This window comes from Frankia sp. RB5, assembly GCF_059816245.1.
Genome location: NZ_JCBATA010000039.1, coordinates 17,184 through 37,974, shown reverse-complemented (window position 1 = coordinate 37,974; position 20,791 = coordinate 17,184). Strand labels below are relative to the sequence as shown.

Sequence of the window (20,791 nt, the reverse complement as noted above, 5' to 3'; positions counted from 1 at the left end):
GTCGGTCGGCATGGACGAACCGGCGCGCGGCCCCGTCGTGGCCGCCGTGGACCAGGGCACGACAGGCACCACCGTCTGCCTGCTCGACCCCGGCGGCGCGGTCGTCGGCCGCGGCTACACGGCGGTCGACCCCGTCTTCCCGCGGCCGGGCTGGGTCGAGCACGACCCGCTGGCGCTGTGGCGCAGCGTCGTCGACACCGTCGCCGCGGCGCTCGCCGACGCGGGCCTGCGCCCCGCGGACCTCGCCGCGCTCGGCATCACCAACCAGCGCGAGACCACGCTGGTGTGGGAGCGGGCCACGTCGGCGCCGGTCCACCCGGCGATCGTCTGGCAGGACCGGCGCACGGCCGCCGCCTGCGAACGCCTCGCCGCGGACGGGCACGGCGAGGCGGTCGGCACGCGCACCGGTCTGGTCCTCGACCCCTACTTCTCCGCCACCAAGATCGGCTGGATCCTGGACCGCGATCCGGCCCTGCGCCGGCGGGCGGGCCGCGGCGAGCTCGCCTTCGGCACCGTCGACTCCTGGCTGGTGTGGAAGCTCACCGGCGGCGCCGCGCACGTCACCGACGTGACAAACGCGTCCCGCACGTCCCTGCTCGACCTCGCGACGGCGAGCTGGGCGCCCGACATGCTCGACCTGTTCGGCGTGCCCGCCGAGCTGCTGCCCACGGTCGTCCCGAGCTCGCGGGTCTACGCGCACACGGACCCGGACGCCTTCCTCGGCGTGCGCGTGCCGGTGGCCGCCGCCGTCGGCGACCAGCAGGCCGCCCTGTTCGCCCAGGGCTGCCACCGCGCCGGCCAGGCCAAGAACACCTACGGCACCGGCTCGTTCGTCCTGGTCAACACCGGGGCGGCGGTGCCCGGCCCGCAGCGCTCGTTGCTGCGCACCGTCGCCTACCAGCTCGACGGCGAACCGGTCCGCTACGCCCTGGAGGGGGCGATCCTGTCGACGGGCGCGGCGGTCGCCTGGCTGCGCGACGGCCTCGGCGTCATCCGCGACGCCGCCGAGACGGCCGAGCTGGCCGCCAGCCTGCCGGGCAACGACGGGGTGTACTTCGTCCCGGCGCTGACCGGGCTCGGCGCGCCGCACTGGGATCCGCGCGCCCGCGGCACCCTGCTCGGCATCACCCGCGGCACGACCCGCGCGCACCTGGCCCGCGCGGTGCTGGAGGGCATCGCCTACCGCACCCGCGACGTCGTCGAGGCGATGGCCGCCGCCGGCTACCCGGTGACCGAGCTGCGGGCCGACGGCGGCGCCGCCCGCAACCCGTGGCTCATGCAGTTCCAGGCGGACGTGCTCGGCGTCGACGTCGACGTCCCCGACAACATCGAGACGACCGCCCTCGGCTCCGCCTACCTCGCGGGCCTGGCCACCGGCTTCTTCACTGACCCCGCCGCGCTCGCGGACCTGCGCCGGGTCGCCCGCCGCCATCGCCCCGCGACGTCCCGCGGGCGCCACGACGGCGACTACCGCCGGTGGTGCGACGCCGTCGACCGTGCCCGGGGATGGGCAAGGGATCAGGACGATGGGAACGAATCACCTATTGCCACCATCGAGCTACCCTAATCCCCCATCTCGTCGCCGAACGCGCCGGAAATGCCACGCCAGGGCCACAATCCGTCGCGGCTACTTCCTCGAACCGGCTGCCAGACGGACAACAGCCTGACAGGCTGTCACAGGGGGCGGTTGGCGTCTCCTGTCGACCTGACCCGGACGGAGACCGTGACCGAGGGGGACTACGCCCTGGAGCTCGGCCGGCGGCTGCGCGCAGCGCGCAACCGGCGTGGCATGTCGTTGTTGGACGTTCAGCAGCGCACCCATGGCAGGTGGACGGCGGGGACGCTCGGGGCCTATGAACGGGGCTCCCGAACTCTGCGGGTGCACCGGCTCGTCGAACTCGCCGAGCTGTACGACGTGCCCGCGACGCTGCTGGTCCCGCCGGCAGCCGACCGCCGGGAGGTCGACAACCTCCCTCCGCTGATCATCGACCTGCGCCGGCTGCGCAAGCTGCCGCCGACCCGGACCGGCCCACTGCGGCGCTGGATCGCGATCGTGCAGGTCCTGCGCTCGGACAGTTCGCGGGATGTGCTCCGGCTGCGCCGCTCCGACCTGCAGTCGCTGTCCCGCCTCTACAGCACCACGCCGTCGATGCTCTACGAGCGTCTCGGCGCCTGGGGCGCGCTGGTCGAGATCGGCGAGCCGGTCGGCGTCGGCGCGCGCCGCCGCTCGCTGCCCGCCCGTCCACCCCGCCAGCGGACCTGAGGGCCCACCCGAACCCTTCCGCCAAAGGTGGCACGGATCAAATCCCCGTACCCGCCGCGGGATCCGTAGGATCGCCAGGTGGCCGAGATCCTGGCAGTCAGCGTCGCTGGCCTCATGAAGAGCTACTCCTCGCGTTCCGCCCCGGCGGCCCGGTCCGGGTCACGGCGCCGAGCGGCGCCGCCGGTGGTGGCGCCGGCCCCAGCCCGGGGCCCGTCACCAGACGGGCGGATCCGCGCCGTCGACGGCCTCTCCCTGAGCGTCCCGGTGGGCTCCGTCACGGCGCTGCTCGGCCCGAACGGCGCCGGCAAGACGACGACCGTGGAGATCTGTGAGGGCTTCCGCCGCGCCGACGCGGGCGAGGTGCACGTCCTCGGCCTCGACCCGATCGCCGACGCGGCCGCCCTGCGCCCCCGCGTCGGCGTGATGCTGCAGGCCGGCGGGATGTACCCGGGCGCCCGCGCCGGGGAGATGCTGCGCCTGGTCGCCGCCCACCACCGCCAGCCGCTCGATCCCGCCGCGCTGCTCGACCGGCTCGGCCTCACCGACGCCGCAGGGACGCCGTTTCGCCGCCTGTCCGGCGGCCAGCAGCAGCGGCTGTCCCTCGCGATGGCCATCGTCGGCCGCCCGGAACTGGTGTTCCTCGACGAGCCGACCGCCGGGCTGGACGTCGCCGGCCGGCGCACCACCTGGGAGCTGATCGAGGAGCTGCGCGCCGCGGGCGTCACCGTGGTGCTCACCACCCACGCGATGGACGAGGCGGAGCGCCTGTCCGACCAGGTCGTCATCATCAACCACGGCCGGGTGGTGGCGGCCGGCTCCCCCGCGGAACTCACCCGCGGCGGCGCCGAGGGTCAACTGCGCTTCCGGGCGCCGGTCGGCCTCGAACTCGGCAGACTGCTGCTCGCGCTGCCCGACGGCACCACGGCGACAGAGGGTCCGGCCGGCCACTACCTGGTCGAGGGCACCGTCGATCCGCAGCTGCTCGCCGCCGTCACCGCCTGGTGCGCGGGCAACGGCGTGCTCGCCGAGGACCTTCGCGTCGAGCAGCGCACCCTGGAGGATGTGTTCGTGGAGCTGACCGGATCGGAGCTGCGGCCGTGAGCACTCCTGTGCCCGCCATGCCAGTGCCCGACATGCCGCTGCTGGACCTGCGCCCGGCCCCCGGCGCTGCCAGCCGCGCGCGGATGTTCGCCGCCCAGACTCGCCTGGAGCTCGTCCTCACCCTGCGCCGCGGCGAGTCCGTCCTGCTCACCATGATCATCCCGGTGGGGCTGCTGGCGTTCTTCGCCGCGGTGGACGTGCTGCCGAGCGGCACCGAGAGCTCGGTCGACTTCCTCGTGCCCGGGGTGCTGGCGCTCGCGGTGATGTCGACGGCGTTCACCGGCCAGGCGATCGCGACCGGCTTCGAGCGGTCCTATGGGGTGCTCAAACGGCTCGGCGCGACGCCACTGCCCCGCTCGGTCCTGCTCGCCGGCAAGACCGCGGCGGTGCTCGCCGTCGAGGTGCTGCAGCTCGTACTGCTGGTGGCCGTCGGTTTCGCGCTCGGCTGGGATCCGGACGGCGGCCCGGCGGCCGTGCCCTCGGTGCTGGCGCTGCTCGTGCTCGGCACCGCGGCGTTCTCCGGGCTCGGCCTGCTGATGGCGGGCACCCTGCGCGCCGAGGCGACGCTCGCCGCCGCCAACGGCGTCTACCTGCTGCTGCTGCTCATCGGTGGGGTGGTGTTCCCGCTGTCGAAGCTGCCCGGCTGGCTGCGGACGATCGCCGAAGGGCTGCCGACGGCGGCGCTGTCCGACGGGCTGCGTCATGTCCTCGCCGACGGCTCCGGGCCGGGCGCGCGTCCACTGATCGTGCTCGCCGTGTGGGCGGTGGCGAGCCTGGGCCTGGCCGCCCGGACGTTCCGCTGGGAGTAGCACCGGCCGTTACTATGGCGTCTGTGCCAACTTCTACAACGCGTCGGAGATTGCCGCTCGTGAGCCGGCGCGTGTTCACCTTCGTCACCGCGCTCAACGTGGTGCTGCTGTCCCTGATCGTGATCAGCGGCGGGGTCGTCCGGCTCAGCGGCTCGGGCCTCGGCTGCCCGACCTGGCCGCAGTGCGGCGACGGCTCCTTCACCCCGCACTCGGAGTACGCCCTGCACGGGGCGATCGAGTTCGGCAACCGGGTCGTCGGCCTGGTCGTCGGTGTGGTGGTACTCATCACCCCGCTGCTGGCGCTGCGGCTGCGCAGCGGCCGGCGCCGCGACCTGACCCGCCTGTCGTTCGGCCTGTGGCTGGGCTACCTGGGCCAGGCGGTGCTCGGCGGGATCACCGTGCTGACGAAGCTGAACCCGGCGACCGTCGCCGCCCACTTCCTGCTGTCGATGGTCCTGCTGTGGAACGCGGTCGTGCTCGACCGCCGGGCCCGTCAGGGGGCGGGCGCCGTAACCCCTGCCGTGGCCCCCGCGCTGCTGTGGCTGGCCCGGCTGGTGGTGGTCGTCTCCGCCGGGGTGCTCGTCCTCGGCACGGTGGTGACCGGCACGGGCCCGCACAGCGGCGACGCCTCGGACCCCGCCCGTTTCGGGTTCGACCTCGTCAACGTCGCGCAGCTGCACGCCGACGGAGCGATGCTGCTGACCGGCCTCGCGGCGGCGATGGCGTTCGCGGTGCGAATCACCGCGGCACCCTCGGCGGCCCGGCGCGGCGCGCTCGCCCTGATCGCCGTGATCGTCGCCCAGGCCGCGATCGGCTTCGCGCAGTACTTCCTCGGCGTGCCGTCCGGTCTCGTCGCCCTGCACATGACCGGCGCCACCGTGATGTGGGTGGTCGCACTGCAGCTGTGGCTCGCGATGGTCGAACGCCCAGCCCCCGACCCCGAGCCCTCGCCCGCCACCGCGAACATCCCGGCCACCGCGAACACCCCGCCCAACCTGGCCAGCCCAGCCAGCCCAGCCAGCCCGGCCGCGACCCCGCTGCCAGGCGCCGCCGCGTCCGCCTCAGCCGCCACCAGCCGGTAACCTCGCCGCCCCCTTCCCAGCCCGCGCCACAGCCACGCGGCCACGCGGCCCCACCGCCGCGCGCCGGCCGCCCCCGGATTCGACCGGTCCCGCCCCTCCCGCATCGCCGTCCACTGCTCATTGCCGGGCAGAGCCGGCGATCAGTCACCTCCGTCCGGCCCCGAGCTGACGGTCGACTGACTCCCCGCGGTCCCGCGGGAACGACACACGCGGCCACGCGTCTCGTGGGAGCTAGGCCGTGCGTCGGGTTGCGATCTTTGCGTCGGCCTGTCGCGCCAGCGGTCCGAGGCCGTTCGCGGCCGTCGGTCCGTGACAGCGTTCTGACACCGTCACGGCGTTCTCTGCCAGAAACCTAGGGACAAACCGGACACGACACACCAGGAAACTGGCATCACGCCGCCTTCCCCAGCGGCCACTTCCCCTCCACGGGAAGTCCCCCGCCTCCTCGGCGTTCCGGTCGCCACCCACACCGAGGTGGTCCTGGCCGGTCTTGCCGGCGGTGACGGGCTTCCGGCGACGGTCGGTGGTCATCCGGCGCCGTTCGTCACCTTGACCGCACCGTCGTTCGGGCCGGTGCACTCCCGGCGGAGCACGGGCAGGCGCGGGCGTGCCGTTCCCGTTGTGGAACCTGCCAGCACGGACGTCCGGCAGGCTGCCACGCCCGGCATGGCGACGGTGACCGGCTGCTCGGACGGCCGTTGTGCCCGGACTGCTTTGACTATCCGGGGGCGGTGATCTGGAACGCGTTGCTGCCGATGCTGTGGAAAGCCATCCGGGATCAGCTCATCGACGGCATGGACGGGGAGGGTAGGCGAATGTGGAGGCGATCCGTCAGATCAGGGCGGTGACGGCGATCGCGGCGAACAGCAGCGTCAGATAGGTGATCGACATGTGGAACAGGTGCATGGCACGCGGGTCGTCGCCGGCGCGGACCCGGCGGACGATGCGGTGCGCCTCGGTGATGAACCAGACGCCGACGAGGAGCGCGACGACGAGGTACAGCGGGCCGGTGTGCGCGACCGGCACCAGCGCGAGCGAGGTGGCGACCATCACGTACGAGTAGCCGAGGATGCGCCGGGTGACGGTCTCGGCGGAGGCGACGACCGGCAGCATTGGGATTCCGGCGGCCGCGTAGTCGTCGCGGAACTTCATCGCCAGTGCCCAGAAGTGCGGCGGCGTCCAGAAGAACACGATGGCGAACAGCAGCACCGCCGACCAGCTGAGCGTGCCGGTGACCGCGGACCAGCCAATCAGCACCGGGAAGCAGCCGGCCGCACCGCCGATGACGATGTTCGACGGGGTTCGGCGCTTGAGGCCGAGGGTGTAGACGAATACGTAGAACGCGATGGCACCGTCGGCCAGCAGCGCCGACGGCCAGTTGACCAACAGGCCGAACAGCAGCGTCGAGGCGATGCCGGTGAGGATGCCGAACACGAGCGCCTCGGTCGGGGTGACCGTCGCGCGCACCAGCGGGCGGCGCCGGGTGCGGCCCATGACCTGGTCGATGTCCCGGTCGACGTAGCAGTTGATCGTGTTGGCGCTGCCGGCGGCCAGCGTCCCGGCGACGAGGGTCACCGCGATCAGCCAGAGCGAAGGCATCCCGTCGCGGGCGAGCATCATTGCCGGCACGGTCGTGACGAGCAGCAGCTCGACCACACGCAGCTTCATCAGGGCGACGTAGGCCTTCGCCTTCGCGGTCAGCGCGGCGAAGCCACCCGTGGCCGCCTCACCGCCCGCCACGCCGTTCGACCCCGCCAGCCCGGGTGCCACCGCCACGCCGTTGGACACCGCCACTCCGTTGGACACCGCCACTCCGTTGGACACCGCCACGCCGTTGGACACCGCCACGCCGTTGGGCACCGACGCCCCGTGGCCGCCGGCCACTCCGTTGGAGGTGGACACGCCGTTCGAGCTGGACACGCCGTTGGACGTGCTCACACCGTTGGAGGCGGTGACGCCGTTCGAGATGGAAACGCCGTTGGAGGCGGTGACGCCGTTCGAACTGGTGACGCCGTTCGAGATGGAAACGCCGTTCGAGATGGAGACGCCGTTGGATGTGCTCACGCCGGTAGCGGGGGTGGGGGTGGGCTGGGCCGGCACGGGCGGGGCCGGTGGGGCGGCGAGCACCGACGCGGAGGTGTCCGGCCGCGCCGGCCTGCGGGCGGTGAGGTGCCGGCGACGAAGGGCGGCCTCGGTAGACAGAGCGACCTCGCGATCGGCGGGATCGGCGGGCGACCCGCGCTGTACGGAGCCCCGGGAAGCGTGAAGCACCCGGGAACGGAGCGGACGGTGTTCTACGACGTGTCGGAGTCTAGCCGCCGGATCGCGGCTCGGGCGCGCCGGTCGGGGCCATCACCCCCACGCTTCGGTGCGGTCTGGCTCACGCCGGGCCCCGAGCCGCCCGACGGGGTGGGTCGTGCGGTGATCGACATCTCCCGTGGCGTTTCTCACCTGCTCGTCCGGCCTGCTGGGCACCGGGTGTTCTTCCAACCGCTACCTGGACGTCACAGCCGCGCGCGGACAGGGATCAGACTGGGACGAGACTGGGATGGCGCCGCCACGGTGGGGGTAGGGCCTCGAAGAGGAACGTCCCTGCCGCCCCGGCATGACGGGCGCCGCGTATGGCTTGACATCGTGTGAACGGCACGACCCAGCTGATCGCCTCCGGAGAGGACACGAAGCACCGATGAGCACCCCCCTGTCCGAGCTCTCGGCCGCCGGCGTGGCGGTCTGGTTGGACGACATCAGCCGCGACCGGCTGCGGACCGGCAACCTCGCCGATCTGGTCGCGACCCGCGACGTCGTCGGCGTCACCAGTAATCCCACGATCTTCCAGAAGGCGATCGCGTCCAGCGAGCTGTACGACGAGCAGCTGCGCGACCTGACCGTGCGCGGCGTCGACGTCGGCGAGGCGGTGCGGGCGATCACGGCCGCGGACGTCCGCGAGGCCTGCGACGTGCTGCGCGCCGCCTATGACGCCTCCGGCGGGGTGGATGGGCGGGTGTCCCTGGAGGTCGATCCGCGGCTGGCCCACGAGACCGAGCGCACCGTGGCCGAGGCCCGCGCGCTGTGGTGGCTGGTCGACCGGCCCAACCTGTTCATCAAGATCCCGGCGACCCGGGCGGGCCTGCCGGCGATCACCGAGACGCTCGCCGCCGGCATCAGCGTCAACGTCACCCTGATCTTCGGCCTGGACCGGTACGACGAGGTGATGGACGCGTTCATGACCGGCGTGGAGAAGGCGCTGGCCGCCGGGCGTGACGTCACGGATCTCGCGTCGGTGGCGTCGTTCTTCGTCAGCCGGGTGGACACCGAGGTCGACGCCCGGCTCGACAAGATCGGCACCGCGGCGGCGAAGGACCTGCACGGCAAGGCGGCGATCGCGAACGCGCGGCTCGCCTACGAGCGTTACGAGAAGGCGTTCGCGACCCCGCGCTGGGCGGCGCTGGCCGCGAAGGGCGCGAAGCCGCAGCGGCCGCTGTGGGCGTCGACGTCGACGAAGGACCCGTCGCTGCCCGACACGATCTACGTGTCGGAGCTGATCGCTCCCGGTACCGTCAACACGATGCCCGAGTCGACGCTGCAGGCCTTCGCGGACCACGGGTCGTTGTCCGGCGAGACCATCCGGCCGGCCTACGAGGACGCACGGGCGGTGTTCGCGGCGCTCGCCTCCGTCGGCGTCGACCTGGCCGACGTGATCGAGACGCTGGAAGCCCAGGGCGTGCGCAAGTTCGAGGACTCGTGGAACCAGCTGCTGGACACGATCACCGAGCGCCTCGGCGGGGCCGGTGGTCCACGGTGAGCTCCAAGGTGAGCTCCAACCCGCTGCGGGATCCACGCGACCGCAGACTGCCGCGGTTGCCGGACGCCAGCGCCCTCGTGGTGTTCGGCGCGACGGGTGACCTGGCCCGCAAGAAGCTGATCCCGGCCGTCTACGACCTGGCGAACCGCGGTCTGCTGCCGCCGGGCTTCGTGCTGACCGGCTTCGCCCGGCGCGAGTGGTCGGACGAGGAGTTCGCTCAGTTCGCCCGCGAGTCCGCCGAGAAGGGCGCCCGCACGCCGTTCCGGGAGGAGGTCTGGGCCCGGCTCGCCGGCTCCGTGCGCTTCGTCCAGGGTTCCTTCGACGACGACGCGGCGTTCGACCGGCTCGCCGGGCTGCTCGACGAGCTGGACAAGTCGCACGGCATCGGCGGCAACGCCGCGTTCTACCTGTCGATCCCGCCGTCGGCGTTCCCGGTGGTGCTCAAACAGATGCAGCGCACGGGCCTCGCGAACGCCACGGACACGCCGGGCTGGCGCCGTGTGGTCATCGAGAAGCCCTTCGGGCACGACCTGGCCTCGGCGCACGAGCTCAACGCGCTGGTCGACGACGTGTTCACGCCGTCCGGGGTGTACCGGATCGACCACTATCTGGGCAAGGAGACGGTGCAGAACCTGTTCGCGCTGCGGTTCGCGAACACGCTGTTCGAGCCGATCTGGAACTCGCAGTTCGTCGACTCGGTGCAGATCACGATGGCCGAGGACGTCGGCATCGGCACCCGCGCCGGCTTCTACGACGAGACCGGCGCCGCCCGCGACGTGCTGCAGAACCACCTGCTTCAGCTGCTGGCGCTCACCGCGATGGAGGAACCGGTCAGCTTCGGCCCGGAGACGATCCGCACCGAGAAGCTCAAGGTGCTGCGCGCCGTGTCGCTGCCGACCGACCTGGACCGCTACGCGGTGCGCGGCCAGTACGAGCAGGGCTGGCTCGCCGGCGCGCGGGTGGCGGGCTACCTGGACGAGGAGTCCATCCCGGCCGACTCCCACACGGAGACGTTCGCCGCGGTCCGCTTCGGCATCGAGACCCGCCGCTGGGCGGGGGTGCCGTTCTACCTGCGCACCGGCAAGCGGCTGCCGCGACGGGTCACCGAGATCTCGATCGTGTTCAAGAAGGCGCCGCACCTGCCCTTCGACAAGACGGACACCGCGGAGCTCGGCAACAACCAGCTGGTCATCCGGGTGCAGCCGGACGAGGGCGTCACGCTGAAGTTCGGCTCCAAGGTGCCGGGCTCGGCGATGGAGGTCCGCGACGTCGCGATGGACTTCCTGTTCGGCGAGGCGTTCACCGAGGCGCTGCCCGAGGCCTACGAGCGGCTGATCCTCGACGTGCTGCTCGGCGACGCGACGCTGTTCCCGAACAACGCCGAGGTCGAGGAGTCGTGGCGGATCATCGACCCGCTCGAGGAGTTCTGGGCGCGCACGACGCCGCACCGCTACCGAGCCGGCAGCTGGGGCCCAGCGGCCGCCGACGAGATGCTCGCGGCCGACGGACGTCGCTGGCGGCGGCCATGAGTGGGGCGGCCGTGAGTGGGGCGGCCATGAGTGGGGAGAGGAGCATCGCGTGACGACGCTGTGGGACACCACCGGGTCCGAGGTGGTCAAGGCGCTGTCCGCCGAGCGGCGTGCCGCCGGCGCGCTCGCGTTCGGCCTGGCGTTGACGCTCGTCGTGGTCGTCGACGAGAAGAACGTGGCGGCCGCCGAGGGCGCCGCGACGCTGGCCGCGTCGGCCCACCCGTGCCGGCTGCTCATCGTGGTGCGCCGCCAGATCGACGCGCCGCATCCGCGCCTCGACGCCGAGGTGTCGATCGGTGGCCGGCTCGGGCCGGGCGAGGCGATCGTGATGCGCATGTCCGGCCGGCTGGCGCTGCACGCCGAGTCGGTCGTGCTGCCGCTGCTCGCGCCGGACGCGCCGGTGGTCACCTGGTGGCACGACGAGCCGCCGACCCGGATCGCCTACGACCCGCTCGGCGTGTTCGCCGACCGGCGGGTCACCGACGTCACCACCGCCCCCGACCCGCTCGCCGCGCTCTACCAGCGGGCCGCGGACTTCGTGCCGGGTGACACGGACCTGTCCTGGACCCGGCTCTCGCCGTGGCGCACGCTGCTCGCGGCGGCGTTCGACTCGGTGACCGAGCCGCCGGACGCCGCGGTGATCACCGCGGGTCGGTCGAACCCGAGCGCGCAGCTGTTCGCCGGCTGGCTGCGCAACCGGCTCGCCGTCCCCGTCACGGTCGAGGAGGGCACCGGCCGCGGGGACACAGGCCGGGATGACATCGCGGCGGTGTCGCTGCGCTTCGGCGCCGACCGGCTCTCGGTCACCCGCACCGACAGCCGCTCGGCGACGATCTCCCGCTCCGGCTACCCGGACCGGGTGCTGCCGCTCGCCGAGCGCGGTCTCGGCGACCTGCTCGCCGAGGAGCTGCGCCGCCTCGACGACGACGTGGTGTTCGCCGAGGCGCTGGGCACCTGGAGCAGCCTGCCGAACCTCGGCGCCCGTTCCCCGCACCGCGAGCACATCTGGCGCGACCCGATGACCGCCGCGGCGCCCGCCCAGGCGCCGGCGGAGGCGGAGGCGGAGGCCGCGACGGGGAGTGGCGGGTGAGCGCCGAACCGCTGCTCGTCGCGCATCGGGATGCTGGTGTGCTCGCCCGGGCCGTCGCGGCCCGGCTGATCACGCGGTTGATCGACGGGCAGGCGGCACGTGGCGAGGCGTCGGTGGTGCTCACCGGCGGCGGGATCGGGATCGCGCTGCTGCGCGCCGTGCGGGCCAACCCGGCGGCCGACGCGGTGGACTGGGCGCGTCTCGACGTGTGGTGGGGCGACGAGCGCTTCGTCGCCGCCGACTCGCCGGACCGCAATGACCGGCAGGCCCACGAGGCGCTGCTCGACCACGTCGGGATCGACCCGAAGCGGGTGTTCCCGATGGGCCACCGGGCGGCGGTCACGGCCGGCGGCGACGTCGAGGGTGCCACCGCGGCCGGCGGTTTCGCCGACCCGGAGTCGGCCGCCGCGCAGTACGCGGCCCAGCTCGCCGAGCGGGCGGCGCCGGGATCGGCGGTCCCCGTCTTCGACGTGGTGCTGCTGGGGCTCGGTCCGGACGGGCACGTCGCCTCGCTGTTCCCCGGCCGGCCTGGGGTGGTGGCGACCGAGTCGGTCGTCGCGGTGCACGACAGCCCGAAGCCGCCGCCGGAGCGGGTCTCGCTGACGCTGCCGGCGATCCAGTCGGCCCGGGAGGTGTGGGTCGTCGTGGCTGGCGAGGAGAAGGCGGAGGCGGTCGCCGCGTCGTTCTCCGGCGCCGGGCCGATCACCGTTCCCGCGGCCGGCGCGGTCGGTCGGGAGCGCACCCTGTGGCTGGCCGACCGCGCCGCCGCCTCCCGCCTGCCGGGCTAGGCCAGGATCTTCGTCTTGCTGCGTGCGTACTCGGCGTCCGACAGGACGCCCTGGTCGTGCAGACGGGCGAGCTTGGCGAGCTCGTCCGCGCTGCTCGACGACGCGGCGGCGTCCCGCAGGTAGGCGCGCCAGGCCCGCTCGTCGCGCTCGGCGACGGCCTGGGTGCGCTCGTGCATGCTGCCGCCACGCACGATCAGGTAGGTGATCAGCCCGATGCAGGGCAGCACGATGATCGCCGCGGTCCAGGCCGCCTTGCCCCAGCCGGACAGATCATGGCTGCGGAACACGTCCGTGATGACGGCGAACAGCAGCCACATCCACAGGACGAAGGCAAAGAACCACAACATGTAGAGAAATACGGACAGCAACGGGAAGTCGGAACTCATCGCAACCCCTCCATCTCGCATCGTCACAGCGATCCGAGACTGAGGTGATACCCGGCGGTCAACCGAGCACTCGGCGCAGGACCGCGCGTCCCGCCGCGGACAGCTCGGTGGCGGGGTACGAGTAGTCGAGCGTGCCATCCGGCCGAAGGACGAGCACGTCGACACCGCCGACCAGGCAGGGCGCCGCGGCCTTGGTCGGTCGGTCCTCGATGCGGACCGTGGCCCCGTCGACGGCGATCAGCGCCACGTCGCCGGCGCAGCCGTAGGCGGAGTTCCGACTGGCGCCGACCGTGTCGCCGACCCGGCCCGCGCGCAGGTCGAGTTCCAGCGGAAAGGTCCTGTCGCCCTGCGCGACCCTGCCGTACCACCGGCCGACCATGCCCGCCGGCAGCGCCGCGGCCGGGGCGGCTGTACGCCGGCCGGGCTCCGCTTCCCCGCGGCCTGCGCCTCCGGCGGTGAGCAGAGGGATGGCGCCGGCGGCGAGAGCGGCGACCGCGAGCACGCCCACCAGCACCGCCACGAGACCGCGGCGACCCCACCGCGCGCTGCCATACCACCGGCCGGGGGACGGCGCGTCCTTCGACGGCTGTGTCCTCGGGGGCTCCGGCGGAGATGTGGCCGGCGGAGATGTGGCCGGCGGCGGCGTGGCCGGCAGAGGTGTGGCCGGCAGAGGTGTGGCCGGCAGAGGTGGGCTTGGGACCGCGGGCCGGATGGCGGGCTGGTGGGTGGACCAGGCGGTCCAGGTGGGGTCGGGGAACGGGCCGCCGGGTGGGGCGGCGGGGGCAGCTGGCGGGCGGTGGGCTGCTCGGGGGCCGGCGGGGCGGGGGGTGACGGGCAGGGCCCAGCGGAGCAGGGCCTGGGCGCCGTCGGCGCCGAGACGGCCGGCGGGGTTCTTCGCGAGCAGGCCGGCGATCGCCGGGGCGAGCGCGCCGGCCCGGGTGAAGGCGGGTGGCTGGCCGTGCACCACCGCACCGATCGTCAGCGGGATGGACTCGCGCTGGAACGGCGCGACGCCCTCGACGGCCAGGTAGAGGGTGGCGCCGAGGGAGAACAGGTCACCGAGCAGCGTCGCCGCCCCGCCGACGAGGCGTTCGGGCGCCATGTAGGCGGGGGTGCCGCCGCTGCCGCCACCGCCGGTCAGCGTCGGGTCCGACACGTGGGTGGCGATGCCGAAATCGGTCAGCAGCACCCGGCCGTCGTGGGCGAGCAGGATGTTCGACGGTTTGACGTCGCGGTGCAGCACACCGAGCTCCCGCCCGGCGACGAGGGCGTCGAGCACCGCGAGGCCGATCTCGGCGGTGCGGGGCACGGGCAGCGGGCCGGCGTGCTCGACCGTGGCGCCCAGGGTGTCGGCCGGCACGTAGTCCATCACGATCCACGGCAGGCCGTCCTGTTCGACGGCGTCGTGGACGGTGACGACGTGCGGGTTGCCCCGCAGCCGGGCCGCCGTGCGTGCCTCGCGCATCGCCGCGTCGACCTGGCCGGCGCGCTCGGCGGCGTCCAGCTCGGCCGGGAAGCGGATCTCCTTGACCGCGACGTCGACCCGCAGCATCTCGTCATGGGCCCGCCAGACGGTGCCCATCCCGCCCGCGCCGAGCCACTCGACGAGGCGGTAACGCCCCGCGACGAGCCGCCCGGCACCGAGAGCAGCCAGTGCCGGGCCTAGGAGGCGCCCCGCAGCTTCGCGAGCGCTTCGGCGAGGATCGCCTCGCCGTCCTTCTCGTTGCGTCGCTCCCGCACGTAGGCGAGATGCGTCTTGTACGGCTCGGTGCGGGGCGGGGCGGGGGTGTTCTCCCGGTCCCGACCCGCCGGGAAGCCGCAGCTCGGACAGTCCCACGTGTCGGGGACGGCCGCGTCCACCGCGAACGACGGCCTCGTCTCGTGCTCGTTGGCGCACCAGAAGGAGACGCGCTGGCGGGGCGCGGTCTCGCCGCGCTCCGCCTCTCCCATCGGTCCAGCCCCGACCCGGCTCCCCCGAATGGCGTTGCCACCTGCCACGGCCCGCGTGCTCCTTCGTCTCGTCCCATGGATGCAGCCCGGCGTTCCCGGCATACTGCTGTTTTCCCGGCATACTGCTGTTTCCCCGGCGCACAGGCCCCCGGTTGTCCCTCCGGGTACGTCCTGGTGGGAGTGTAGGCCGCCAGGGCCGGGCGGGGATGCACCGACCACCCCAACCCGGCCATGCGCAGCCGGGACAAGCCCGGACAGGGCGGTCCTTATCCGGAACCCAGCGACACCGCGGTCGGATCCGCCGTCCCCAGCGACGGCACGATCGTGTACGTCGTGACGTTCGCGCTGTGGAACTCCGGGGTGTGCACGACCGCGAGCGGAATGACCGCGGCACTGGCGACGACGGTCTGCTCGAGCGTGCTCCAGTCGCTGACCGCGGTCGTCTCGCTGCTCGCCCGCAGCGCCGCGTCGAGCTGGCGCAGGGCCGTCGGATCACGGTAGCCACCGTCCGCGGGCCGCGGGCCCACCCACGTCTCGTCCAGCAGCGGCTGGAAGACGGTGCGCCCGGCGTCGCCGTACCAGGAAGGGGTGATCCTGGTCAGCGCGAGGTCCCAGAACTGGCGCTGGGGCGTCACCGCGGCGGCGGCGAAACGGTCACCGGTGCGGATGCGGATGTCCAGCCGGATCCCGGCGCGGGCGAACGCGGTGCGCAGCGCCTCGGCGACCGCCGCGTCGGCGGGGCTGTCCGACGTCAGCAGCGACAGCGCTGTGACCGGGCCGCCGGGGGTCTGGCCGAGCGCCTCCCGACAGCGGGTCGGGTCACCGGTGCCCTGCGGGTCCGGGAACGGGTCGAGGTCGCTGTAGCCGGTCATCGGCGACTGCAGCAGGCTCGTCGCGGGGGTGGCGAAGTCGGGGCCGCCGAGGGCCGCGGCGAGGCTGGTCCGGTCGAGGCAGTACGGCAGCGCCTGGCGGATGGCGGACTCGCGCAGCGCGGCCGCGGACGGCCCGTCGAGGCCCACCGTGAGCGCCAGGGCGGTGCCGACGTCGTCTACGACCAGCCGCGGGTCGCGCGCCTTCGCCAGTTCCGCCGCGCGGGCGGCGGGCAGCGTGCCGTCGAGGGCCATGTCGGCGTCGCCGCGTTCCAGCTCCTGCTGCATCTGGTCGTCGGTCAGCCCGTCGGTGATCGTGATGTGGTCCGGCAGGGCGCGGCGGATGCCGTCCGAGGAGGCACTCCACGACGGGTTGCGGGCCAGCCGGTAGCCGGGGCCGTCGTCCGGCGACCCGGTGAGGCCCGGCGACACGGTGAACCGGTACGGGCCGGCCGAGATCAGGTTGTGCAGGTAGTCGGCCGAGTCCGGCGGGTAGGCCAGCGCCTCCAGCGGCACCGGCGAGGACGCGGGCAGCGCGAGCACGTCGACGAAGTCGTTCACCGGGGCGAGCAGGTGGAAGGCCACCGTGTCGTCGCCGACGATCTCGACGCCTTCGATGGTGTTGCCCTCGACGAAGGCGGCGGCGTCGGCGACCGGCGTCGCGGCCAGCTCGTCGCAGAACTGGCGGAAGCCGACGATCGTGGCGGCGAAGTAGCCACGCAACGGGGACGGGGACGGCGGGGTGCACAACCGCTTGATGCCGCGGGCGACGTCGTTGGCGGTGATCCGCCGCTGGTTCGGCGTGTCCCAGCGGGCGGCCGAACGCAGCCGGACGGTGTAGACGAGCCCGTTCTCGCTGACGATGGGCGCCCCGACGGCCAGGTCGGGGCGCGGCACGATCGCGTTCTCCGGGCTCGGGTCGGTCGGGTAGCTGTACAGCTGACGGGTGACGAGGCGGGCGACGGCCTGCTCGCCGGGCTCGTCGGCCCAGCCCGGATCGCCGCTGGGCATGCGGGCGGCGACGACGCGCAGGGTGCCGCCAGGCTTCGCGACGGGCGGGGGGGTCGTGGACGCGGCGGCCGGGGTGGCGCTCGCGGCCACCGGGCCGGAGCCACCGGACCCGCCGGAGCAGGCCGCGGCGGTGACGAGGACGGTGGCGAGAAGAAGGAGGACGCGAATGCGGTTCAATTCTTCAGCAGCAGGCCGAGGCCGATGATGCAGACGAACCAGACGAACCCCACCAGGATCGTCAGCCGGTCGAGGTTCTTCTCCACCACGGAGGAACCGCCGAGCGACGAGGACACGCCACCGCCGAACAGGGTCGACAGGCCGCCGCCCTTGGCCCGGTGCAGCAACACGAGCAGGATCATCAGCACGCTCGCGATGATCAGCGCGATCGACAGACCGATCGTCATTGCAGACCAGCTCCCGCTTCTCGGGGACGCGGCGGACGCCCCGCCGCCAGACACCGCACCAGACACCGCACCTCAGTAGACATCAACGTACCGCACCGGGAAGACCGGGCCCCCCGGGCATGACAGGGCCCGGCCGGTGTCGTGCTGGTACCGGCCGGGCCCGTGTCGTCGCGCCGCCGTCAGGCCGGCGGGCCGCTGCGCACGATGCCGACGAACTCCTCGGCGACGAGGCTCGCCCCGCCGACGAGACCGCCGTCGATGTCGGGCATGGTGAACAGCTCGCAGGCGTTCGCCGCCTTCACCGAACCGCCGTACAGCACCCGGATGCCGGCGGCTACCGACTCGCCGTACAGCTCGGCGAGCCGGCCGCGCACGGCGGCGCACATGTCCTGGGCGTCCTGCGCCGAGGCGGTGCGCCCGGTGCCGATCGCCCACACCGGCTCGTAGGCGATGACGATGGTCGCCGCCTGCTCGGCGGTGATGCCGGCCAGGGAGCCGCTGAGCTGGCCCAGCACGTGCTCGACGTGGGTGCCGGCGACCCGGATCGCCTCGACCTCGCCGACGCACAGGATCGGGGTGAGGCCGGCCGCGTACGCCGCCTTCGCCTTCGCGGCGACGGTGGCGTCGTATTCGTGGTGGTCGGCGCGGCGCTCGGAGTGCCCGACGACGACGTAGCTGCAGCCGAGCTTGGCGAGCATCGCGCCGCTGATGTCACCGGTGTGCGCGCCGGAGCCGTGCGGAGAGAGGTCCTGCGCGCCGTAGCCGAGGGCGAGCTTGTCCCCGTCGATCAGCGTCTGGACGCTGCGCAGGTCGGTGAACGGCGGCACGACGACGACCTCGACCGCCTCGAGCTCGGCCGGCTTGAGGTCGAACGCGACCTTCTGCACCAGAGCGATGGCCTCGAGGTGGTTGAGGTTCATCTTCCAGTTGCCGGCGACGAGCGTCCGCCGCCCGCTGCCCCTGTTCGTGCCCACGGTCCTGCCCTTCTCGGATCGTCCGCGTCCCAGCGGTGCCATGTCGATCGGCCCCGGTCTCAGACGCCGAGGGCCGCGAGGCCGGGCAGCGTCGCACCCTCGAGGTACTCGAGGCTCGCGCCACCGCCGGTGGAGATGTGACTGAAGCCGCTGTCGGGGATGCCCAGCGTGCGGACCGCCGCCGCGGAGTCCCCGCCGCCGACGACGGAGAACCCGTTGCCGGCGGCGATCGCCTCGGCGACGCCGCGGGTACCGGCGGCGAACGGCGCCATCTCGAAGACGCCCATCGGGCCGTTCCAGAACACGGTGACGGCACCACCGAGGCGCTCGGCGAACGCGCGGGTGGACGCGGGGCCGATGTCCAGGCCGAGCCAGCCCTCCTCGATGGCGTCCGCGGCGACGACCTTCGTCGCGGCGTCGGCGGCGAACCGGTCGGCGATGACGACGTCGGTGGGCAGCACGATCCGCTCGCCACCCTCGGCGAGCAGCTCCTTGCAGGTGTCGATCATCTCGGCCTCGAGCAGCGACGAGCCGACGCCGTGGCCGAGCGCGGCCAGGAAGGTGAAGCACATGCCACCGCCGACGAGCAGCGCGTCGACCTTCGGCAGCAGGGCGCGGATGACGCCGAGCTTGTCGGAGACCTTCGAGCCGCCGAGGACGACCGCGTACGGCCGCTCGGGGGTGGCGCTCAGCCGGCGCAGCACGTCGAGCTCGGTGAGAACCAGCCGGCCGGCGGCGTGCGGCAGCCGCTTGGGCACGTCGACGACGCTCGCGTGCGCGCGGTGCACGGCGCCGAACGCGTCCCCGACGTAGAACTCGGCGAGCGCGGCCAGCGCGTCCGCGAACGCGGCCCGGACCACGGCGTCCTTGCTGGTCTCGCCCGGGTTGAAGCGCAGGTTCTCCAGCATCGCCACCTCGCCGTCGGCCAGCGCGCCGACGACCTCGCGGGCCCGCTCCCCGGCGATGTCGCCGCTGCCGTCGCCGGCGAAGGCCACCGGGCGGCCGAGCAGTTCCCCGAGCCGGGCCGCGACCGGCTCCAGCGAGTACTTCGCGTCGGGCTCGCCCTTGGGGCGGCCCAGGTGGGAGGTCACGATCACCCGGGCGCCGCGGTCGAGCAGCGCGGCGATCGTCGGGACGCTGGCGCGGACCCGGCCGTCGTCGGTGATGCGCGGGGCGTCGCCGGAGCGGTCCAGCGGCACGTTGAGGTCGCTGCGGACCAGGACGCGGTGCCCGGCGACCTGCAGGTCGTCGATCGTCCTCACTCTTCGCTACTCCAGGGGTTCGAGGCCGGGAACTGCGGGATCGGGGCCGGAACCGGCGAGTGCCGGCCCCGGCCCGGGTGACGGGAACCTAGAGCCGGGCGCCGACCAGCGCGGTCAGGTCGACCAGGCGGTTGGAGTAGCCCCACTCGTTGTCGTACCAGCCGATGACCTTGACCTGGTTGCCGGCGGACATCGTCAGCAGCGAGTCGAAAGTGCACGAGGCCGGGGTGTTCACGATGTCCGAGGAGACGATCGGGTCCTCGGTGTAGACCAGGTAGCCCTTGAGCGGGCCCTCGGCGGCCGCCTTGAACGCCGCGTTGACCTCCTCCTTGCTCGCCGGCTTCGCGAGCGTGGCGACGAGGTCGGTGACCGAGCCGTCGAGCACCGGCACGCGCATGGCCAGGCCGTCGAGCTTGCCCTTGAGCTGCGGCAGGACCAGCGCGGTGGCCTTGGCGGCACCGGTGGTGGTCGGGATGATGTTCTGCGCCGCCGCCCGGGCCCGGCGCAGGTCCGAGTGCGGGAAGTCCAGGATGACCTGGTCGTTGGTGTAGGCGTGCACGGTGGTCATGAGGCCCTGGGTGATGCCGAAAGCCTCGTCGAGCACCTTCGCCAGCGGCGCCACGCAGTTCGTGGTGCAGGAGGCGTTGGACAGGATGTGGTGCGTCGCCGGGTCGTAGGCGTCGTCGTTCACGCCCATGACGACGGTGATGTCCTCGTCCTTGGCCGGAGCCGAGATGATGACCTTCTTCGCGCCCGCGGCGATGTGCTTGCCGGCGTCGGCGGCCTTGGTGAAGCGGCCGGTGGACTCGATGACGATGTCCACGCCCAGCTCGCCCCAGGGCAGCGCGGCCGGGTCCCGCTCGGCGAGGACCTTGATCAGCGTGTCGCCGACCTTGATGCCGCCGTCGGTGACGCTGACGGGCGAGGCCAGCGTGCCGAGCGTGGTGTCGTACTTCAGCAGATGCGCGAGGGTCTTGTTGTCGGTCAGGTCGTTCACGGCGACGATCTCGAGGTCGCTGCGCTTGCTCGCCGCGAGCGCCCGCCAGAAGTTACGGCCGATCCGCCCGAAGCCGTTGACACCCACCCGCGTAGCCACGTCCTGGACTCCCTACCGTTGTGTCTCGTCGTTATCGATGTGTCGAGGGAGGAGCCTAACGAGTTCGCACATCATCGGCGGTAATCCGAAGCGTGCGGTGTTGGTCTCCTCACACGAGGCCGCCCGCCCGCCGACGGCACTGCTTCCCGTCAGCCACGCCAGCGTGCCGTGGCCGGAGGGACCGCCGCCGCCCCGCACGGCCCCCTGGCCTGGAACGACGCACCAGCCGGGCCGGCACCGTCCGGCGTGGGCGCCCGTCCGGACGCGCCCCGCCGTGGGGCCGGTCCCGCTCCCGCGGGCGATCCCGATGGTGCTACACGGGTCATTATTCCACGCGGACCGGGCATCGTTGATCAGGGCCCGACCGGTCGGCGC

19 protein-coding genes and 1 pseudogene are annotated in these 20,791 nt (G+C 73.2%); 11 read left to right on the top strand and 9 right to left on the bottom strand.

The genetic code is table 11. From position 1 onward, the window contains the following. Positions 1-10 precede the first annotated feature (10 nt). The 6 genes and pseudogenes from glpK to AC6EXY_RS20370 all read left to right on the top strand — a co-directional run bounded on the left by glpK (position 11) and on the right by AC6EXY_RS20370 (position 6,103). A complete protein-coding gene (glpK, locus tag AC6EXY_RS20395) occupies positions 11-1,567 on the top strand; it encodes a glycerol kinase GlpK (RefSeq protein WP_101829780.1) in 1,557 nt (518 codons plus the stop codon). Between the two features lie 156 nt (positions 1,568-1,723). Next, on the top strand, positions 1,724-2,263 hold the full coding sequence (locus AC6EXY_RS20390; protein ID WP_101829785.1) for a helix-turn-helix domain-containing protein: 540 nt from the start codon (positions 1,724-1,726) through the stop codon (positions 2,261-2,263). Positions 2,264-2,341: 78 nt separating this feature from the next. Continuing rightward, positions 2,342-3,364, top strand: coding sequence for an ABC transporter ATP-binding protein (locus AC6EXY_RS20385; protein ID WP_499817824.1), 1,023 nt, complete (start codon positions 2,342-2,344; stop codon positions 3,362-3,364). Positions 3,365-3,381: 17 nt separating this feature from the next. Next, positions 3,382-4,173 (top strand): ABC transporter permease, encoded by a 792-nt coding sequence (locus AC6EXY_RS20380; RefSeq protein WP_101829782.1) that lies wholly within the window; start codon positions 3,382-3,384, stop codon positions 4,171-4,173. A gap of 14 nt (positions 4,174-4,187) precedes the next feature. Further along, positions 4,188-5,255 (top strand): COX15/CtaA family protein, encoded by a 1,068-nt coding sequence (locus tag AC6EXY_RS20375; RefSeq protein WP_101829783.1) that lies wholly within the window; start codon positions 4,188-4,190, stop codon positions 5,253-5,255. Positions 5,256-5,729: 474 nt separating this feature from the next. Then, a pseudogene (locus AC6EXY_RS20370) lies at positions 5,730-6,103 on the top strand (replication initiator). On the opposite strand, the gene AC6EXY_RS20365 reads toward AC6EXY_RS20370, so the two are convergent. Next, positions 6,087-6,956, bottom strand: a complete 870-nt coding sequence (locus tag AC6EXY_RS20365; RefSeq protein ID WP_101829786.1) for a heme o synthase — start codon at positions 6,954-6,956, stop codon at positions 6,087-6,089. The pseudogene AC6EXY_RS20370 and the gene AC6EXY_RS20365 overlap by 17 nt on opposite strands. A 250-nt stretch (positions 6,957-7,206) precedes the next feature. On the opposite strand from AC6EXY_RS20365, the gene AC6EXY_RS20360 reads away from it, so the two are divergent. From AC6EXY_RS20360 to pgl, 5 genes are all read left to right on the top strand, one after another. Next, positions 7,207-7,521: a hypothetical protein gene (locus tag AC6EXY_RS20360; RefSeq protein ID WP_499817823.1), complete on the top strand. Its 315-nt coding sequence runs from the start codon at positions 7,207-7,209 to the stop codon at positions 7,519-7,521. 420 nt (positions 7,522-7,941) lie between these two features. Continuing rightward, positions 7,942-9,057 (top strand): transaldolase, encoded by a 1,116-nt coding sequence (gene tal, locus AC6EXY_RS20355; protein ID WP_101832541.1) that lies wholly within the window; start codon positions 7,942-7,944, stop codon positions 9,055-9,057. Further along, on the top strand, positions 9,054-10,586 hold the full coding sequence (zwf, locus tag AC6EXY_RS20350) for a glucose-6-phosphate dehydrogenase (protein ID WP_101832542.1): 1,533 nt from the start codon (positions 9,054-9,056) through the stop codon (positions 10,584-10,586). The genes tal and zwf overlap by 4 nt, the downstream gene beginning before the upstream one ends. Positions 10,587-10,635: 49 nt before the next feature. Then, complete coding sequence (locus AC6EXY_RS20345; RefSeq protein WP_101832543.1) at positions 10,636-11,676, top strand: glucose-6-phosphate dehydrogenase assembly protein OpcA; 1,041 nt, start codon at positions 10,636-10,638, stop codon at positions 11,674-11,676. Continuing rightward, positions 11,673-12,464: a 6-phosphogluconolactonase gene (gene pgl, locus AC6EXY_RS20340; protein ID WP_101832544.1), complete on the top strand. Its 792-nt coding sequence runs from the start codon at positions 11,673-11,675 to the stop codon at positions 12,462-12,464. The genes AC6EXY_RS20345 and pgl overlap by 4 nt, the downstream gene beginning before the upstream one ends. On the opposite strand, the gene AC6EXY_RS20335 is transcribed toward pgl, so the two are convergent. The 8 genes from AC6EXY_RS20335 to gap all read right to left on the bottom strand — a co-directional run bounded on the left by AC6EXY_RS20335 (position 12,461) and on the right by gap (position 20,416). Next, the gene (locus tag AC6EXY_RS20335; protein WP_101832545.1) at positions 12,461-12,850 is read right to left on the bottom strand and encodes an SHOCT domain-containing protein; all 390 of its coding nucleotides are present in this window, start codon (positions 12,848-12,850) and stop codon (positions 12,461-12,463) included. The two genes, pgl and AC6EXY_RS20335, sit on opposite strands and share 4 nt — an antisense overlap. Before the next feature lie 58 nt (positions 12,851-12,908). Then, on the bottom strand, positions 12,909-14,432 hold the full coding sequence (locus AC6EXY_RS20330; RefSeq protein WP_499817822.1) for a serine/threonine-protein kinase: 1,524 nt from the start codon (positions 14,430-14,432) through the stop codon (positions 12,909-12,911). A gap of 80 nt (positions 14,433-14,512) precedes the next feature. Next, positions 14,513-14,848 (bottom strand): RNA polymerase-binding protein RbpA, encoded by a 336-nt coding sequence (locus tag AC6EXY_RS20325; protein WP_101831007.1) that lies wholly within the window; start codon positions 14,846-14,848, stop codon positions 14,513-14,515. Positions 14,849-15,066: 218 nt separating this feature from the next. Next, entirely contained in the window at positions 15,067-16,857 is a 1,791-nt protein-coding gene (locus tag AC6EXY_RS20320) for an ABC transporter substrate-binding protein (protein ID WP_243407333.1), read from the bottom strand. After that, the gene (gene secG / locus AC6EXY_RS20315) at positions 16,854-17,084 is read right to left on the bottom strand and encodes a preprotein translocase subunit SecG (protein ID WP_101831006.1); all 231 of its coding nucleotides are present in this window, start codon (positions 17,082-17,084) and stop codon (positions 16,854-16,856) included. Before secG ends, AC6EXY_RS20320 begins: the two co-directional genes overlap by 4 nt. A 179-nt stretch (positions 17,085-17,263) precedes the next feature. Continuing rightward, entirely contained in the window at positions 17,264-18,100 is an 837-nt protein-coding gene (gene tpiA / locus AC6EXY_RS20310) for a triose-phosphate isomerase (RefSeq protein WP_499817821.1), read from the bottom strand. A gap of 17 nt (positions 18,101-18,117) precedes the next feature. Further along, a complete protein-coding gene (locus AC6EXY_RS20305) occupies positions 18,118-19,320 on the bottom strand; it encodes a phosphoglycerate kinase (protein ID WP_101831004.1) in 1,203 nt (400 codons plus the stop codon). An 88-nt stretch (positions 19,321-19,408) separates the two neighbouring features. Beyond that, the gene (gap, locus tag AC6EXY_RS20300; protein ID WP_499817820.1) at positions 19,409-20,416 is read right to left on the bottom strand and encodes a type I glyceraldehyde-3-phosphate dehydrogenase; all 1,008 of its coding nucleotides are present in this window, start codon (positions 20,414-20,416) and stop codon (positions 19,409-19,411) included. Positions 20,417-20,791 lie beyond the last annotated feature (375 nt).

Excerpts from the sequence above, each read along its gene's own strand:
- AC6EXY_RS20330 (WP_499817822.1), bottom strand. The coding sequence starts at position 14,432 with ATGGGCACCGTCTGGCGGGCCCATGACGAGATGCTGCGGGTCGACGTC.
- secG (WP_101831006.1), bottom strand. The coding sequence starts at position 17,084 with ATGACGATCGGTCTGTCGATCGCGCTGATCATCGCGAGCGTGCTGATG.
- tpiA (WP_499817821.1), bottom strand. The coding sequence starts at position 18,100 with ATGGCACCGCTGGGACGCGGACGATCCGAGAAGGGCAGGACCGTGGGC.
- AC6EXY_RS20335 (WP_101832545.1), bottom strand. The coding sequence starts at position 12,850 with ATGAGTTCCGACTTCCCGTTGCTGTCCGTATTTCTCTACATGTTGTGG.
- tal (WP_101832541.1), top strand. The coding sequence starts at position 7,942 with ATGAGCACCCCCCTGTCCGAGCTCTCGGCCGCCGGCGTGGCGGTCTGG.
- AC6EXY_RS20375 (WP_101829783.1), top strand. The coding sequence starts at position 4,188 with ATGGCGTCTGTGCCAACTTCTACAACGCGTCGGAGATTGCCGCTCGTG.
- glpK (WP_101829780.1), top strand. The coding sequence starts at position 11 with ATGGACGAACCGGCGCGCGGCCCCGTCGTGGCCGCCGTGGACCAGGGC.
- AC6EXY_RS20380 (WP_101829782.1), top strand. The coding sequence starts at position 3,382 with ATGCCAGTGCCCGACATGCCGCTGCTGGACCTGCGCCCGGCCCCCGGC.